14 protein-coding genes are annotated in these 15211 nt (G+C 70.2%); 4 read left to right on the top strand and 10 right to left on the bottom strand.

The genetic code is table 11. The features are described 5' to 3' along the window. Nucleotides 1-37: 37 nt before the first annotated feature. Both I4J89_RS12945 and I4J89_RS12950 read right to left on the bottom strand, forming a co-directional pair. The gene (locus I4J89_RS12945; protein ID WP_196414152.1) at nucleotides 38-1096 is read right to left on the bottom strand and encodes a spore photoproduct lyase family protein; all 1059 of its coding nucleotides are present in this window, start codon (nucleotides 1094-1096) and stop codon (nucleotides 38-40) included. A 4-nt stretch (nucleotides 1097-1100) separates the two neighbouring features. Beyond that, entirely contained in the window at nucleotides 1101-1583 is a 483-nt protein-coding gene (locus I4J89_RS12950; RefSeq protein WP_230858835.1) for an Lrp/AsnC family transcriptional regulator, read from the bottom strand. A gap of 113 nt (nucleotides 1584-1696) precedes the next feature. Here I4J89_RS12950 and I4J89_RS12955 point away from each other — a divergent pair, with 113 nt between their 5' ends. Beyond that, a complete protein-coding gene (locus tag I4J89_RS12955; RefSeq protein ID WP_196414153.1) occupies nucleotides 1697-2881 on the top strand; it encodes a trans-sulfuration enzyme family protein in 1185 nt (394 codons plus the stop codon). Continuing rightward, entirely contained in the window at nucleotides 2881-5193 is a 2313-nt protein-coding gene (locus I4J89_RS12960) for a thiamine pyrophosphate-binding protein (RefSeq protein ID WP_196414154.1), read from the top strand. The genes I4J89_RS12955 and I4J89_RS12960 overlap by 1 nt, the downstream gene beginning before the upstream one ends. Before the next feature lie 12 nt (nucleotides 5194-5205). Here the strand turns inward: I4J89_RS12960 and I4J89_RS12965 are convergent, their stop codons facing one another. From I4J89_RS12965 to I4J89_RS12970, 3 genes are read right to left on the bottom strand one after another with little or no spacing between them, the layout of a single operon-like run. Beyond that, the gene (locus I4J89_RS12965) at nucleotides 5206-5892 is read right to left on the bottom strand and encodes an MFS transporter (protein WP_230858836.1); all 687 of its coding nucleotides are present in this window, start codon (nucleotides 5890-5892) and stop codon (nucleotides 5206-5208) included. Further along, complete coding sequence (locus tag I4J89_RS49485) at nucleotides 5802-6236, bottom strand: MFS transporter (protein WP_309238294.1); 435 nt, start codon at nucleotides 6234-6236, stop codon at nucleotides 5802-5804. Before I4J89_RS49485 ends, I4J89_RS12965 begins: the two co-directional genes overlap by 91 nt. 10 nt (nucleotides 6237-6246) lie before the next feature. Further along, nucleotides 6247-7839, bottom strand: coding sequence for an FMN-binding glutamate synthase family protein (locus I4J89_RS12970; RefSeq protein ID WP_196414155.1), 1593 nt, complete (start codon nucleotides 7837-7839; stop codon nucleotides 6247-6249). Nucleotides 7840-7943: 104 nt separating this feature from the next. On the opposite strand from I4J89_RS12970, the gene glgX reads away from it, so the two are divergent. Beyond that, the gene (glgX, locus tag I4J89_RS12975; RefSeq protein WP_196414156.1) at nucleotides 7944-10052 is read left to right on the top strand and encodes a glycogen debranching protein GlgX; all 2109 of its coding nucleotides are present in this window, start codon (nucleotides 7944-7946) and stop codon (nucleotides 10050-10052) included. Here glgX and I4J89_RS12980 read toward each other — a convergent pair. Next, nucleotides 10008-10403 (bottom strand): MerR family transcriptional regulator, encoded by a 396-nt coding sequence (locus I4J89_RS12980; RefSeq protein WP_196414157.1) that lies wholly within the window; start codon nucleotides 10401-10403, stop codon nucleotides 10008-10010. The two genes, glgX and I4J89_RS12980, sit on opposite strands and share 45 nt — an antisense overlap. Before the next feature lie 174 nt (nucleotides 10404-10577). On the opposite strand from I4J89_RS12980, the gene I4J89_RS12985 reads away from it, so the two are divergent. Further along, complete coding sequence (locus tag I4J89_RS12985; protein WP_196414158.1) at nucleotides 10578-11684, top strand: NIDO-like domain-containing protein; 1107 nt, start codon at nucleotides 10578-10580, stop codon at nucleotides 11682-11684. A 55-nt stretch (nucleotides 11685-11739) separates the two neighbouring features. Here I4J89_RS12985 and I4J89_RS12990 read toward each other — a convergent pair whose 3' ends face one another. From I4J89_RS12990 to I4J89_RS13005, 4 genes are all read right to left on the bottom strand, one after another. Continuing rightward, nucleotides 11740-12684 (bottom strand): aldo/keto reductase, encoded by a 945-nt coding sequence (locus I4J89_RS12990; RefSeq protein WP_196414159.1) that lies wholly within the window; start codon nucleotides 12682-12684, stop codon nucleotides 11740-11742. Nucleotides 12685-12908: 224 nt separating this feature from the next. Beyond that, nucleotides 12909-13238 carry an antibiotic biosynthesis monooxygenase family protein gene (locus I4J89_RS12995; RefSeq protein WP_196414160.1) on the bottom strand — a complete coding sequence of 110 codons (330 nt, stop codon included), beginning with the start codon at nucleotides 13236-13238 and terminating at the stop codon, nucleotides 12909-12911. Nucleotides 13239-13368: 130 nt separating this feature from the next. Beyond that, complete coding sequence (locus I4J89_RS13000) at nucleotides 13369-14439, bottom strand: hypothetical protein (RefSeq protein ID WP_196414161.1); 1071 nt, start codon at nucleotides 14437-14439, stop codon at nucleotides 13369-13371. Then, nucleotides 14436-14990: an RNA polymerase sigma factor gene (locus I4J89_RS13005; RefSeq protein ID WP_196414162.1), complete on the bottom strand. Its 555-nt coding sequence runs from the start codon at nucleotides 14988-14990 to the stop codon at nucleotides 14436-14438. Before I4J89_RS13005 ends, I4J89_RS13000 begins: the two co-directional genes overlap by 4 nt. Between the last annotated feature and the right edge of the window lie 221 nt (nucleotides 14991-15211).

The raw sequence follows: 15211 nt of genomic DNA on the forward strand, positions 1-15211 counted from the left end.
CGAAGACATCGCTTGGTCCGCCCACCACCCCACCCTCTCAGAAGGCGTAGCGGACGCGGAGGTAGGGCGTGCGCTCGGCGATCAGGTCGGTGAGGGCGCGGACGTACGAGCCTTTCGCGCCGGTCCGGTAGCGGACGTTGAGGTCGCCGTTCTGCGAGCGTTTGGGCTGCTGGAGGGCGGGCTGCCAGAGCAGGTCCTCGGCGCGCGGATGCCAGCCGAGGTTGACCTCGTGCAGGCCGCGGTTGTGTGTCAGGAAGATGATCTCGGCGGCGAGCTGTTTCTTCGTAGCCGGCCCGATCCCGGCGTCGAGCTGGTCGAGCAGGTCGGCCCAGTCGGCGAGCCAGCCGTCGCGGACCACCACCGGGCTGAAGTTGACGTGCACCTCGAAACCGGCGGCCACGAAGTCGTCGATCGCGGCGATCCGCTCCGGGATTCCGCTGGTGCGGATGTCGAGCACCTTGGCGTCGGCCGCCGGCATCAGCGAGAACCGGATCCGGGTACGGCCGCGCGGGTCCCAGCCGAGCAGGTCACGGTTGACGTGTTTGGTGGCGAAGCTGGCCTTGGCGTTCGGCAGGTCGCGGAAGAGCGTGACCAGGTCGCGGACGTTGTCGCTGACCCGGGCGTCGACCGAGCAGTCGGAGTTCTCGCCGATGTCGTAGACCCAGGCGTGCGGATCGCACTCGTTCGGCTCCGGCTTGCCGCCCTGCCGGGCCGCGTGCCGCCTCAGGTAGCCCGTGATCTTCTCGATGTTCGCGAAGACGGTGATCGGGTTGCTGTAGCCCTTGTGCCGGGGCACGTAGCAGTAGGCGCACGCCATGGCGCAGCCGTTCGCGGTGGACGGGGCGATGAAGTCGGCGGAGCGCCCGTTCGGCCGGGCGGTGAGCGTCTTTCGTACGCCGAGGACCAGGGCCTCCCGCTTGATCCGCACCCAGCGGCGCACGTTCGTCTCGTCGCCGTAGAGCTCCGGGATCCGCTGGTGGCTCCCCACCTCGACGACCGTGGCGTCCGGGAAGCGGGCCAGGATCTCCCGGCCGCGAGGCAGTTCGGCAGCCGCCGGTTCGAGATAGATGCGGCGGATGTCCAGCAGGTCGGTCACGACCCTATTGTCCCTCGGACCCCAGCACGCCGGCGCCGGTGCGGACCTCGAAGACCAGGTGGGTCTCGGTCTGACGGACCACCCGATGGGTGGTGACGTGTCGCAGCACGAAGTCGCGCAGCGCCTCGGCGTTCTCGACGGCGACGTGCAGGTAGAAGTCGTCGGCGCCGGCGACGTGGAAGGCCTGGAGGACACCGGGGGTCGCGGCCAGGGCGTCGTACAGCTGGTTGACGTTGGCCATGGTGTGGCTGCCCAGCCGCACCATGATGATCGCCTGGAGGGGATGGCCGAGCAGCGCCAGATCCAGCTGGACCCGGGTGCCGGTGATGACGCCGGCCTCGCGCAGGGCGCGAACCCGGTAGGCGCAGGTCGACTCGGCGAGGCCGAGGCGGCCGGCGAGCGCCTTGTTGGTCACGTCGGCGTCCTCGGACAGCGCCTTGAGCAGCTGGTGGTCGACGTGGTCGAGGTTCGCTTGCGCATTTCGCAATGGGATCGCTCCAACTCAGTCGATCATTGCTGAAAACATCGAATTACGACCAGGCAGCTGCTGCTTCTACAGCAAGACTATGAAGTTCTTGGGATTTCCGGAACCCTACCGGAATGCACAGCGACTCGGTTGCCGTGCACGCCGGCCGTGCGGACCTCACCGCGCTCGGCGTGCACGCCCTGCCTCTGGATCTCTCGTCGACCCATCCGCTGCCGGACCTCACCCGCGGCGGCGAGTCCTACGAGGCCATGGCCGGCGGCGGATATCCGCTGCCGGACGGCGGCGCGGTGTACGCCCGGCTGTGGAACTCGACCGTGGCCCGGTTCGAGACCGCCCTGGCACAGCTGGAGCACACCAGCACGGCGGTCGCGTTCGGGTCGGGCATGGCGGCGATGACGGCGGCGATCCTGGCGCACACCACGATGATCGGCCGGCGGCACGTCGTGGCGGTCCGGCCGCTGTACGGCGGCACCGACCATCTCCTGGCCACCGGCCTGCTCGGCGCGGAGGTGACGTTCTGCGCCGAGGCGGAGGTCGCCGACGCGATCCGGCCCGACACCGGCCTGGTGATCCTGGAGACGCCCGCGAATCCGACCCTGGACCTGGTCGACATCGCGGCCGTCGTGGCGCAGGCCGGGCCGGTCCCGGTGCTGGTGGACAACACGTTCGCGACGCCGATCCTGCAGAATCCCGTTACGCTCGGGGCGACCATGGCTCTGCACAGCGCGACCAAGTACCTCGGCGGCCACGGGGACGTCGTCGCCGGGGTCATCGCCTGCGGCGAGGAGACGGCCGGCAGGTTGCGGCAGGTCCGGGCCGTGACCGGCGGGCTGCTGCACCCGTGGGGTGGGTACCTGTTGCACCGTGGCCTGACGACGCTGCCGATCCGCGTACGCGCCCAGCAGGACAACGCCGGCCGGGTCGCCGCGTGGCTGTCGCGGCATCCGGCCGTCGCCCGCGTCTACTACCCGGGTCTCGACGGTGACCCGCGCGGGCTGCTGCGCCGGCAGATGCGCGGCCCGGGGGCGATGGTCTCCGTCGCGCTGCGCGGCGGGTTCGAGGCCGCCGGCCGGCTCACCTCGAGCACCCGGCTGTTCACCCACGCCGTCTCTCTCGGCGGAGTGGACTCCCTGATCCAGCATCCGGCCGCCCTGACGCACCGGCCCGTGGCGCCGCACGCCCGCCCGTCCGCCGACGTGGTGCGGCTCTCGGTCGGCCTCGAGCACGCCGACGACCTGGTCGCGGATCTCGATCAGGCGCTCGGCGCCACCACTCTCGCCGCCACCGGAAGGTTCTGATGAACGACGTCGACGTCCTGCGCGAGATCGCCCGCCGTGTGCTGTGGCTGTCGGCGTCGATCGTCGACGCCGCCAACGCCGGCCGGCCGAACGACTCCGGGGTGAAGGTGGGCGGCCATCAGGCCTCCAGCGCGTCGATGGTGGACATCATGGTGGCCCTGTGGTTCGCCGAACTGACCGCCCAGGACCGGGTGTCGGTCAAACCGCACGCCTCGCCCGTGTTGCACGCCATCAACTACCTGCTCGGCGACCTCGACGAGTCCTACCTGCCGATGCTGCGCGCGAAGGGCGGGCTGCAGTCGTACCCGTCGCGCCTCAAGGATCCCGGCACGGTCGACTTCTCCACCGGGTCGGTCGGCATCGGGGCGACCGCCGCGTTGTGGGCCGCGATGGCGCACCGCTACCTGACCTCCCAGTTCCCCGGCACACCCGCCGGTGGGCGGTTCGTCAGCCTGCTCGGCGACGCCGAACTCGACGAGGGCGCCATCTGGGAAGCGGTCATGGACCCGGCCGTCGCCAAGATGGGTGAGCTGCTCTGGGTCGTGGATCTCAACCGGCAGTCCCTGGACCGAGTCGTCCCGGACATCCAGATCGCCAAGCTGCAGGGCATGTTCGCCGCCGCCGGGTGGCAGGTCGTCGTCCTCAAGTGGGGACGGATCATCTCGGAACTGTTCGACCGTCCCGGCGGGCAGGTGCTGCGGGCCCGGCTCGAGGCGATGCCCAACGAGGAGTACCAGCGGATGCTGCGGGCCGGCCCGGCGCAGACCGCCGAGCGCATCCTGGCCGGCGACTTCGCCGACGGGCCGCGGCTCAAGGCGCTGCTGGACGAGATCGCGCCGGACGAGCTCGCCGCCGCGGTACGCGATCTCGGCGGGCACGACCTCGGGCTGCTCGTCGACACGTTCCGCGACGTCGACCCGCACCGCCCGACCGTGGTGTTCGCCTACACCGTCAAGGGCCGTGGCCTGCCGACCGAGGGGCATCCCAACAACCACTCCGCGCTGCTGTCCGCCGCACAGATGGACGCCCTCGCGGTGTCCTCCGGCATGGACCGCACCGCGCCGTGGCAGCGTTTCGCGTCCGGCACCGCGGCCGGGCGGCTGTGCGCCGACCGGGGACGGGTGCTGCGCCGGGAGCCGGTCACGCCGACGTCACCGGTTGCGGTGCCGGCTCAGCTCGGTCACCCGTACCGTAAGCCGATCAGCACCCAGGCCGCCCTCGGCCGGCTGCTGGCCGACCTGCCGCGCGACGCGCCGGTGGCGGCCGCCCGGGTGGTCACCTGCTCCCCGGACGTCGCCTCCTCGACCAACCTGGGCGGCTGGATCAACAAGACCGGCGTGTGGTCGGTGCAGGACCGGCGCGACTGGTTCGCCGACGACGCCGAACGGGTGCTGCGCTGGCAGGAGAACCGCAACGGCCAGCACATCGAACTCGGCATCGCCGAGGTCAACCTGGTGTCCCTGCTCGGCGAACTCGGCGCGACCTGGTCACGCTGGGGCGAACGGCTCATACCCATCGCGACCCTCTACGACCCGTTCGTCTCGCGCGCTCTGGAACCCTGGTCGTACGGCATCTACGCGGGCGGCCAGTCGATCCTGGTCGGTACGCCGTCCGGGGTGACCCTGGCGCCCGAGGGCGGTGCACACCAGTCGATCACGACGCCGTCGATCGGGCTGGAGCAACCCGGATGTGTCGCCTGGGAGCCGGCGTTCCCCCAGGACCTGGAGTGGTGCTTCCTGCACGCGATGAGCCGGGTCGGCGTGGACGGGGGCACGTCCGCCTACTTCCGGCTCTCCACCAGGCCGATCGACCCGCGGCTCGCCGGGGTGCCCGACGACCCGGCCCTGCGGGAGCGCCGGCGCCGGCAGGCGGTCGCCGGTGGCTACCGGCTCCCGGCCGGGCATCTGCCGGGTGAAGAGGACGTCACCCTGGTCGGCGCTGGTGCCATCATGCCGGAGGTGATCGCGGCCGCGCAGGCCCTGTCCGCACAGGGAGTCAACGCCGGGGTGGTCTGTCTGACCAGCCCCGACCTGGTGTTCCGGTCGTTCCAGCAACGCGGCAACCGGGCCGCCGGGCTGGGCGGCGGCATCCTGGACGAGCTGTTCCCCGCCGAGCACCGGGCGCCGCTGGTCACGGTCCACGACGGACATCCGCACACCCTGGCGTTCCTGGGCGCCGCCCGCGGCGATCGGACGCGTTGCCTCGGCGTGACCGAGTTCGGGCAGTCGTCCAGCCTGGCCGACGCCTACCGGCTGCACGGCATCGACACGGCGTCGATCGTGGACGCGGCGCTGACCGTGGCAGGCCGCTGACGCCGGCGCTGGTCAACGGGCCACCATCTCGGTGTGCGCCGGCCTCGCCGTCGCACGGGCCCGGCGGCCGGTGCTGAACAGTCCCAGTCCGAGCACCGCCACGCCCAGGCCGCAGAGGATCCACCAGGCGGCGTGCTGTGTGGTCTGGTCGACGCCGCCGGCGGCCGACGAGGCCACCACCGCACCGATTACCGCGACGCCGAGCGCGGTGCCGACCTGGCGGCTGGTGGAGGCGATCGCGGCGGCGACGCCGGCCCGCTCCCGGGGCAGGCCGGAGACCGCGGTATCGGTGATCGGCGTGTTCACCATGCCGAAGCCGAACCCGAACACCAGGTAGCCGGCGAACAGCTGCCAGGGCGCCGTGTCCGCGCCGGCCCAGGTCATCGGCAGCATGCCGAGAGCCATCGCGGCGCCCGCCACGGTCAGCGGCACGCGGGTGCCGCGGGCGGCGACCAGGCGGCCGGAGAGCGGTGAGGCGATGATGGTCGTCACCGCCAGCGGCAGCGTGTATAAGCCGGCGTGCAGCGCGGACAGGCCGCGGACCTCCTGCAGGTAGAGGGTGTTCAGGAAGAGGAAGCCGCCGAGCGCGGCGAACGCGCAGACCGCGATCAGCGTGGCGCCGCTGAACGGGATGCTGCGGAACAGCCCGAGTTCGATGAGCCCGTACGTGACCGCGGCGAGCAGGGTGAAGACCAGCATCTGGCCACCCGGGTCGAGGCGGCGCGGATGCTCGGCCCGGGACTCCGGGATGAGGCGCCAGGCCAGCCGGAACGCGCCAGGCTGCACAGCAGCGAGCCGAGGGACAGGGCCAGCCCGGCCTGGAAGACCCGGCGCCGGCCGATCCGGTCGGCGACCGAGCCGGCCAGCACCAGCAGGCTGGCCAGAACCAGGGTGTACGCGTCGAGCGTCCACTGCAGGCCGGCGACCGAGGCGTCCAGATCCTCGCGGATGGCGGGCAGGGCGATGTTCACGATCGTCGCGTCCAGGCTGATGATCAGCAGGCTCAGGCAGCAGATCGCGAGGATCAGGTAGCGGCGGGGCACGCTCTCGGTCCTACGCTCGTGCTGGGTCGCCCACCCGTGTGTCCGACGGCGGAGCGCTGCCACCCTGCGGTTCGGTGGCGGTCATCAGCGCGATGATCGTTTTCTGGTCCGCGGCCGAGGGCAGCCCCCAGCCGGGCCGGTAGTCGTAGACCTGGTCCAGACCGGTGGCCGCGGTACGCCCGTCGAGGATCTCCACCGAGCCCGTGTCGATCAGGCCGGGGTGCTCGACCCCGCAGGCCTCGGCGACCTTCACCAGGTCACGCCGCAGCGTCTTGATGTAGTTCGCGGCGCGGACCGACTTCAGTGCCGGGTCCAGGCCCCGGGTCAGCCAGCGGTTCTGGGTGGCCACGCCGGTGGGGCAGGTGTCGGTGTGGCACTTCTGGGCCTGGATACAGCCGATCGACAGCATCGCCTCCCGGGCCACGTTGACCATGTCGCAGCCCAGCGCGAACGCCACGATCGCGTTGTCCGGCAGCCCCAGCTTGCCGGCGCCGATGAAGACCACCTGCTCGTGCAGTCCGCGCTCGGCGAACATCCGGTAGATCCGTGCGAAGGCCAGCTGGAACGGCAGCGACACCGTGTCGGTGAAGATCAGCGGAGCGGCACCGGTGCCGCCCTCGCCGCCGTCGATCGTCACGAAGTCGGGGCCCCGGCCGGTGCTCACCATCAGACTGGTCAGCTCGTCCCAGAACTCCAGGTCACCGACCGCCGACTTGATGCCGACCGGCACGCCGGTCTCGGCGGCGAGCAGCTCCAGCCAGTCGAGCAGGCTGTCGGTGTCGGAGAACTCCGCGTGCCGCGACGGGCTCACGCAGTCCTTCCCCTGCGGGATGCCGCGGGTGGCGGCGATCTCGGCGGAGACCTTGGCGCCGGGCAGGAGCCCGCCGAGGCTGGGCTTGGCGCCCTGACTGAGTTTGATCTCCAAGGCCCGGACCGGGGCGGAGGCGACCAGGTCCTTGAGCCGTCGCAGGTCGAAGCGGCCCTGCTCGTCGCGGCAGCCGAAGTACGAGGTGCCGATCTGGAAGACCAGGTCACCGCCGTGCCGGTGGTACGGCGACAGCCCGCCCTCGCCGGTGTTGTGCAGGCACCCGGCCAGGGCGGCGCCCCGGTTCAGGGCCTCCACGGCGGCGCCGGAGAGCGAGCCGAAGCTCATGCCGGAGATGTTCACCACCGACTCCGGCCGGAACGCGTGGGCCCGGCCGCGCGCCGCGCCCAGCACCTTCGCACACGGCACGTACGCCTCGTAGCCGGTCGCCGGGTTCGAGCGGGGGACCGCGCGTCCGAACGTACGATGCTTGATGATCGGATATCCGGCCGTGTACTCGAGATCGTTGTCCGTACCGAATCCGAAGTAGTTGTTCTCCTTCTTCGCCGAGGCGTAGACCCATCGCCGCTGGTCACGGGTGAACGGGCGCTCCTCGTTGTTGCCCGCCACCACGTACTGGCGCAACTCCGGCCCGATCGCTTCGATCAGGTAGCGACCGTGTCCGATCACCGGGAAATTGCGCAGCAGGGCGTGGTTGCGCTGGACCAGATCCCGTACGGCGACAGCCGTGATCGCCGAGGCCGCAGCCGCCGCGGCCGCCCGGATTCCACGCTTCATGACCTTCCCATTTGCCGACCGGCCGAGAGCTAAACCGGCTCGCGGGACGTTGGTCACAGCGGACAGGCGTTTCCCCGTGCCCGTGGATTGGGCATCGTTGGCGCATGCATATCTGGCCGGGCAACCCCTACCCGCTGGGTGCCACCTATGACGGGGGAGGCACTAACTTCGCGCTCTTCTCCGAGGCGGCGCACCGGGTGGAACTGTGCCTGTTCGACGACGACGGCAACGAGACCCGGATCGACCTGCCGGAACGGGAGGCCATGGTCTGGCACGGTTACCTGCCGCGGGTGGTGCCGGGCCAGCGGTACGGCTACCGGGTGCACGGGCCGCACGACCCGTCCCGGGGGCTGTGGTGCAACCCGAACAAGTTGCTGCTGGACCCGTACGCGAAGGCGATCGACGGGGACTACCGGTGGAACGAGGCGCTGTTCTCCTACCGGTTCGGTGATCCGGAGTCGTACAACGACGCCGACTCGGCACCGTACGCACCCCGGTCCGTGGTGATCAACCCGTACTTCGACTGGGGCAACGACCGGCCGCTGAAGATCCCGATGTACGAGACGGTCATCTACGAGGCGCACGTCAAGGGGATGACGGTCCAGCACAAGGACATCCCGGCCGACGTGCGCGGCACCTACTCCGGCCTGGCCCACCCAGTGATGATCAAGTATCTGAAGGGGCTCGGTGTCACGGCGGTCGAGTTGATGCCGGTGCACCAGTTCGTGCACGACAGCGGCCTGATCGAGCGAGGGCTGAACAACTACTGGGGCTACAACACCATCGGCTTCTTCGCCCCGCACAACGGCTACTCCTCGTTCGCCGGTGGCGGCGGGCAGGTGCAGGAGTTCAAGGCGATGGTCAAGGCGCTGCACCAGGCCGGCATCGAGGTCATCCTGGACGTCGTCTACAACCACACCGCCGAGGGCAACCATCTCGGTCCGACCCTGTCGTTCCGCGGCATCGACAACCCGGCCTACTACCGCCTGGTCGACGGGGCCAAGCAGTACTACTACGACACGACCGGCACCGGTAACAGCCTGAACGTGCGCCACCACGAGTCACTGCGGCTGATCATGGACTCGCTGCGGTACTGGGTGACCGAGATGCACGTGGACGGCTTCCGGTTCGACCTGGCCGCCGCGCTGGCCCGTGAGTTCCACGAGGTGGACCGCCTCGCGGCGTTCTTCGACCTGGTCAACCAGGACCCGGTGGTGTCCCAGGTCAAACTGATCGCCGAGCCGTGGGACGTCGGCGACGGTGGCTACCAGGTCGGTGGTTTCCCGCCGAACTGGACGGAGTGGAACGGCAAGTACCGCGACTCGGTCCGTGACTTCTGGCGTGGCGAGTCGTTCAGCCTCGGCGAGTTCGCCTCCCGGTTCACCGGGAGCTCCGACCTCTATCAGGACGACGGGCGCCGGCCGATCGCGTCGATCAACTTCGTCACCGCCCACGACGGGTTCACCCTGCACGACCTGGTGTCGTACAACGAGAAGCACAACGACGCCAACGGCGAGGGCAACCGGGACGGCGAGAGTCACAACCGGTCATGGAACTGCGGCATCGAGGGACCCACCGAGGACCCGGAGATCGTCACGCTGCGGGAACGGCAGAAGCGCAACTTCCTGGCCACCCTGCTGCTCAGCCAGGGCGTGCCGATGATCTCGCACGGCGACGAGCTGGGCCGCACCCAGCAGGGCAACAACAACGTGTACTGCCAGGACAGCGAGCTGAGCTGGATGGACTGGCAGGACGCCCGCAACTACGACGTGCTGACCGGCTTCGTGCACCGGCTGCTCAAGCTTCGCGCCGAGCATCCGATCTTCCGTCGCCGCCGGTTCTTCACCGGCGAACCGGCCGGTGACTCGAAGCTGCCCGACATCGCCTGGCTGCGCCGCGACGGCGAGGTGATGACCGCCTCGGACTGGAACACCCGCAGCGGCATGACCATGACCGTCTTCCTCAACGGCCACGGCATCCCGGAACGGGACGCGCTCGGCGAGGAGATCCGGGACGACTCGTTCCTGCTGCTGTTCAACCCGCTCGACGAGGACGTGTCGTTCACGCTGCCGGGGCGCGACTACGGGCGTACCTGGGAGATCGTGGCGAACACGGCCGACCCGCTGCTCGCGGTCCGGCGCAAGACCTTCCGGGCCGGCGGCCAGATCTCAGTGACGCGCCACAGCCTCGGTGTCCTGCGGTGCCGCTACTGACACCGACCGGTACCACTTGATCTTCTCGCGCACCCGTTCCTGCTCGCGGCGCAGCTGGGCGACCTTCTCGTCGATCTCCCGGTCGTGTTCCTCGAGCAGGGCGGTGCGCTGGTCTGCCGTCGCGTCGCCGCCCTGGAGCAGCTCGGCGAACCGCCGCAACCGGGCGATCGGCATGCCCGAGTCGCGCAGGCAGCGCAGCAGCCCCAGCCGCGACAGGTCGTCCTCGGAGAAGACCCGGCGGCCGCCGGAGTCACGCCGGATGCCGTGCATCAGGCCGATCTTCTCGTAGTAGCGGATCGTGTCGATGCTGACCCCGATCCGTCCGGCCGCCTCGCCCGGCGTGTACGGCACGCTGCCTCCCCGTAGCTCGTCTGCTGCCGACAGGGTAACCGCCCGGGTACTGATCGGGCGGCGCCCCCTGGCCGGATGGGCACGCCGCGTGACGCCTGTCAGACACAGAGTGTCCACATCGGCCACGCGCTCCGCATCCTCGACGGGACCTTTCCTGTCACGAGGGGGACACCGATGTCTCGTACCCGATGGATCAGTGCGGCCGCCGCCGCACTCCTGCTGATCTCCGCATCGCCCGCGCAGGCCGCACCCGACCGCTCGAAGCTCCGGCCGGCCGGCATCGACCTGACCGTCGCGGGGGCGGCGGCGAGCGCGAAGAGCCGGCAGGCGGCACCGGCGGCGGACAGCCCGGTCAAGCTGAGCCAGACCTGCGACCCGGCCACCGTCACGCTGAAGCAGACGACCACCTGCACGATCACCGCCGAGAACACCGGCGCCGCGAGCACCACGGTCGACCTGGGCACGGCCACCACGCTGAACCTGCCGATCACCGCGGCCACCGGCGCGACCGCGACCACACCGTTCACCGCCAAGGCGCCGCGGGCCACCCTGGCCGGCGTCCGGGCCGCCGGCCCCGTCGCCGTGGCGGCCGACCCCGGCAACATCTTCGGCTACATCCCGCTGACCGCCTTCGGTGGCAACACCGTCATCCCGCTCGGCGACGAGGAGATCAGCAACCTCGACGTGCCCGGGTTCGTCTTCGACGACACCACCTACAACCGGCTCGGCATCACCTCGAACGGCTACCTCGTCGCCGGCGGCGGCGAGCAGGCCGACGTGAGCCCGAACGGTACGCTGCCCGACCCGGCCCGGCCGAACAACGTCATCGCGCCGTTCTGGAGCGACTTCGACGGCACCGGCACCACCGGCGTGCTGGCCAACGTGCTGACCGACGGCGTTGCCAGCTGGATCGTCGTCGAGTGGCAGGTCAACGTGCGCGGAACAGCCGACCAGCGCGTCTTCCAGGTCTGGCTGGGCATCAACGGCGCCCAGGACATCCAGTACGCCTACAAGTTCGACACCATGAGAGACCCGGGCCAGCCGTTCACCGTCGGCGCCGAGAACGCCGCCGGCACCGCGGGAGCGCGGTTGCCCGCCGGCACCCTGCCCACCACTGACCTGCGGGTCACCAGTGTCGGCGCGCAACCGGGCGGCAAGGTGTCCTACACGGTGACGGCAAAGGGCCTGATCCGCGGTCCCGGCCACGTGCTGACGATCGCCCGCAGCCAGGCCGCGTCCACACCGATCACCGTCACCACCCCGGTGACAGTGACCCGTTGATGCTCAGCTGGGGCGCGCTCGACTGGAGCGCGTCCCAGCTCGCAACGCGATCGTGCTAGGCCGCGGCGTCCAGGCGGGCGCGCTGCTGTGCGCTGATCTCGAGGTCGCGCGCCGACATCGCCTCGCTGATCTGCGCGGCCGTGGTCACGCCGACAAGCGGGGAGATCGGAGCCTTCCCTCCGATCAGCCAGGCGAGCACCACCTGGTTGCGGGTCGCGCCGAGCTCCCGCGCCACCTCGTCGAGCACGGCCAGCCGCCGGGCGGTGCCCGGGTGGTCGTAGGCGTCGGGCAGCGGCCGGTCCGGCCGGGTGTACCCGCCGTTGAGCAGGGCGTTGTAGACCCAGAGCCGCAGGCCGTCGGTGTGCGTGATGTAGTCCAACGTTTCCGGCGAGGCGTGCACGTGACCGCTCTCCGGCAGCGCCACTCCGGGTAGCGGCTGCAGGTACGACCAGCGCAGCTGCATCGTGGTGTACCCGGCCAGCCCTCGTTGCGCCGCGTGGGCCCGGGACTGCGCGACCCGCCACGCCGGATGGTTCGAGGCGCCGAGCCGGGCCACCCGCCCGTCCGCGACGAACCCGCCGACTGTCTCCACGGTCTCCTCGAGCGGCACCGTCCGGTCCTCGATGTGTGTCCAGTACAGGTCCACCCGGTCCGTCTGAAGCCGCTCCAGGCTGCCGGCCAGGGCGTTGCGCAGCGCCGGCCCGGACAGCCCTTCGACGTGGTCCGGGTACCCGTTCGGGACGGTCGGTTCCGCACCGCCCTTGGTGCTCAGCTTGATCCGTTCCCGCATGCCGGGCCGCTTCGCCAGCCACCGCCCGATGATCGCCTCGCTCTGCCCGCCGAGGCCGCTGTCGTGCAGCCACCAGGAGTAGTTGTTCGCCGTGTCGATCCATTCGCCGCCGAGCTCGGTGAACTGGTCGAGCAGATCCATGGACTGTGCCTCGTCCACCCGGGTGCCGAAGGCCAGTGCGCCGAGGACGATCGAATTCTCCGTTGCCATGGGAAGAGCTTGGATGCTGGAGCGCACTCCAGGTCAAGCGACGACCGAACAGCCGCCTCCTGCGGCGGAGAGTTCGTCGGAGGGCGATTGCTTCGACCAGACGGGCGGTTGAGTGCCGGTTATCTCGAAGAACTGCGGCTCCATGGACAGGGTGCACGCGCCGCGCTTCGGTGAGCGCGGCGTCCGGATAGGCATCTTCTGCGCGAGCGCACGGATGCGCGGTACTACCGAGGTTCGGGATTCACCGGCTGGAGGTCGAGGGAGACGTGGTCATGGATCACGCGCTCGTCCCACCGTGTCAGGCTGCGGCGGGCGGCCTGTTCCACCACGGCTCGCTCATGATCCTCGCCGGCGAACGCACGCACATCATCCATGCTCGCGAAGAAGGTGATGGAGGTGAACAGCACCTCGTCGCCGTCGTCACGACGCAACAGCCGCGCACCGCGGTATCCCGAAACCTTCTTCAGGCGTTCAGCGACAACGGTTTCGTAGAGCTGCTGGTAGTCGTCGGCTGTCGAGGTGGTAGCCCAGCCTCGCCACGTCCGTGCGATCATGCGGTACCTGCCTTCCACGGCATTCGTCGCGCCTTGGCATTTCCAGCACGTTCCACATTGCAGTGTGCCCCAGCGCTCGAAGCGCCGGTAGCCGCACACGCCGGTGGGGCATGTGCGGCTACCGGCGGGGTCAGCAGCCCAGGCCCTCCTTGTACCACGCGGGGACGTCACCGCCGGCGACCTTGTCGGCGAGCTCCCAGAGGACCTCGGGGTAGTCGCCCTGGCCGTTCATGTCGTGCAGCACCTTCCACTGGTGGCTGCTGCGCAACGCCGCGGCGGCCTGCTTGACCGCCTCCTTGTCGCCGGCCTTGTCGGCCCGGACCCACTCGGCGATCCAATCGCACGCGACCCGGCCGGCCACCGCGGCGCCGAACTGGTACGGGTCGTTGGCCCCGGCGTTGTCCAGCACCGCCACGTCGAAGCCAGGCGGGGCCGGCATGTCCGCGAGAAGCTTGGCGGCCTCGGTCCGGACGTCACCGGGCGTGACGATCTCCGGCGGCAGCGCCTTGAGGAAGGACTCGGCGTCCACCTTGATCACATGGGCGAGGATCTCGTCGAAGGTGGCCCGCGTCCAGTCGCCCTGCGTGCGCAACTCGACGAACGTACCGTCCTGCGGCTTGAGCATGGCCGCCATGTCGTTCTTGCTGTACGTGAAGACGCTGGCCGGACGGTTCGCCACGGTGGTCGCCTCCGGCTCGCTGACGTGAAGCCGGTCGTCGTAGTAGCTCTGATACTGCTCGTCCGGGTACCAGTTCATCTGGAGGCCGCGTCCGCCGTTCTGAAAGTTGATGCTGCCGCTCTCCTCGGCGAACCCGTAGACGTGGTCCGGTTTCCAGCCCGGCTCGTCGATCAGCAGGCGCGGGTGACCCTGCGCGGCCTTCAGGTCGAGTTCCCACCCGCTGATCGCGCCCACGCGGGCGCCGGCGCTGGGCAGGCCGGTCGGCCCGGCGTAGACGTCGTCGGGCTGCGTCTGCCAGAGCGACGAGGTGGCGATGATGCCGGCCACGGCCGCCGCGGCGGCCATCGCGCCGGCGAGCCGGCGGACCAGGGTACGGCGCAGCGGCCGTGCCGGGGAGTCGAGCTTCGGGGTGGACATGATCTCCTCCAGGAGATGCTGATCCGCCCCGCCGAGGCGCTCGATGATCTCAGGTCGATAGGGGTCGGCGTCTCGAACCAGGCGGTCGAGGTGCTCGTCGGTCATCTGCCCTCCTCCGGGACGGGTACGGCCAGGACGTCGAGTACATGTCCGGGTGCGTCACGGTCGTGACCCACGAGTTGACGCAGCCGGGCTCGCGCCCGCGACAGGCGGGTCCGCACCGCGGCCGGGCTCACCCCGATCACCTCCGCCACCTCCCACGGCTGGAGGTCCTCCCAGATGGTGAGCAGCAACACCTCCCGGTCCGTCTCGTTCAGCCGGCTCAGCGCGGCGCGCACGGCGAGCCGCTGCGGCACCTCGCTGCCCGGGTCGCGCGTCGGCGCCGGGGTCAGGCGCTGCCGCAGCCGCTCGCCCAGCCGCTCCCGGCGCATCCCGCCACGGTGGTGATTCGCCAGCACGCGGCGCGCCACCCCGTACAGCCACAGCCGTATCTCGTCGTCGGGCGGCAGGTCGGCGCTGCGCCGCCAGGCCACCAGGAAGGTTTCCGCGACCACGTCGGCGGCGTCGTCCGGCTGCTCGACACGACGTGACGCGTACGCGAGAAGCGCTTCGAAGTTGCCGGCGTAGACGCGCCGGAACCGGTCCTCAGAGCTCACGTCTCTTCCATGTCCGGCATCGGGCCCATCGTGACACAACGAATTGTCAGCACCCGGCGAACAAACGTGGGTGGCGAGCGGACTAACGAGGTAACGATCGCCACAACTGAGGAGAACTGAATGAACCGTTCCTCGCTCCCACGCTTCATCGCCGTCGGTGTGCTGGCTCTGGGAGCACTTGTCACGGCGGCGGTACCCTCGTCCGCTTCAGCCCGCCCGGC

This window comes from Actinoplanes aureus (assembly GCF_015704865.1).
GTDB classification, from domain to species: domain Bacteria; phylum Actinomycetota; class Actinomycetes; order Mycobacteriales; family Micromonosporaceae; genus Actinoplanes; species Actinoplanes aureus.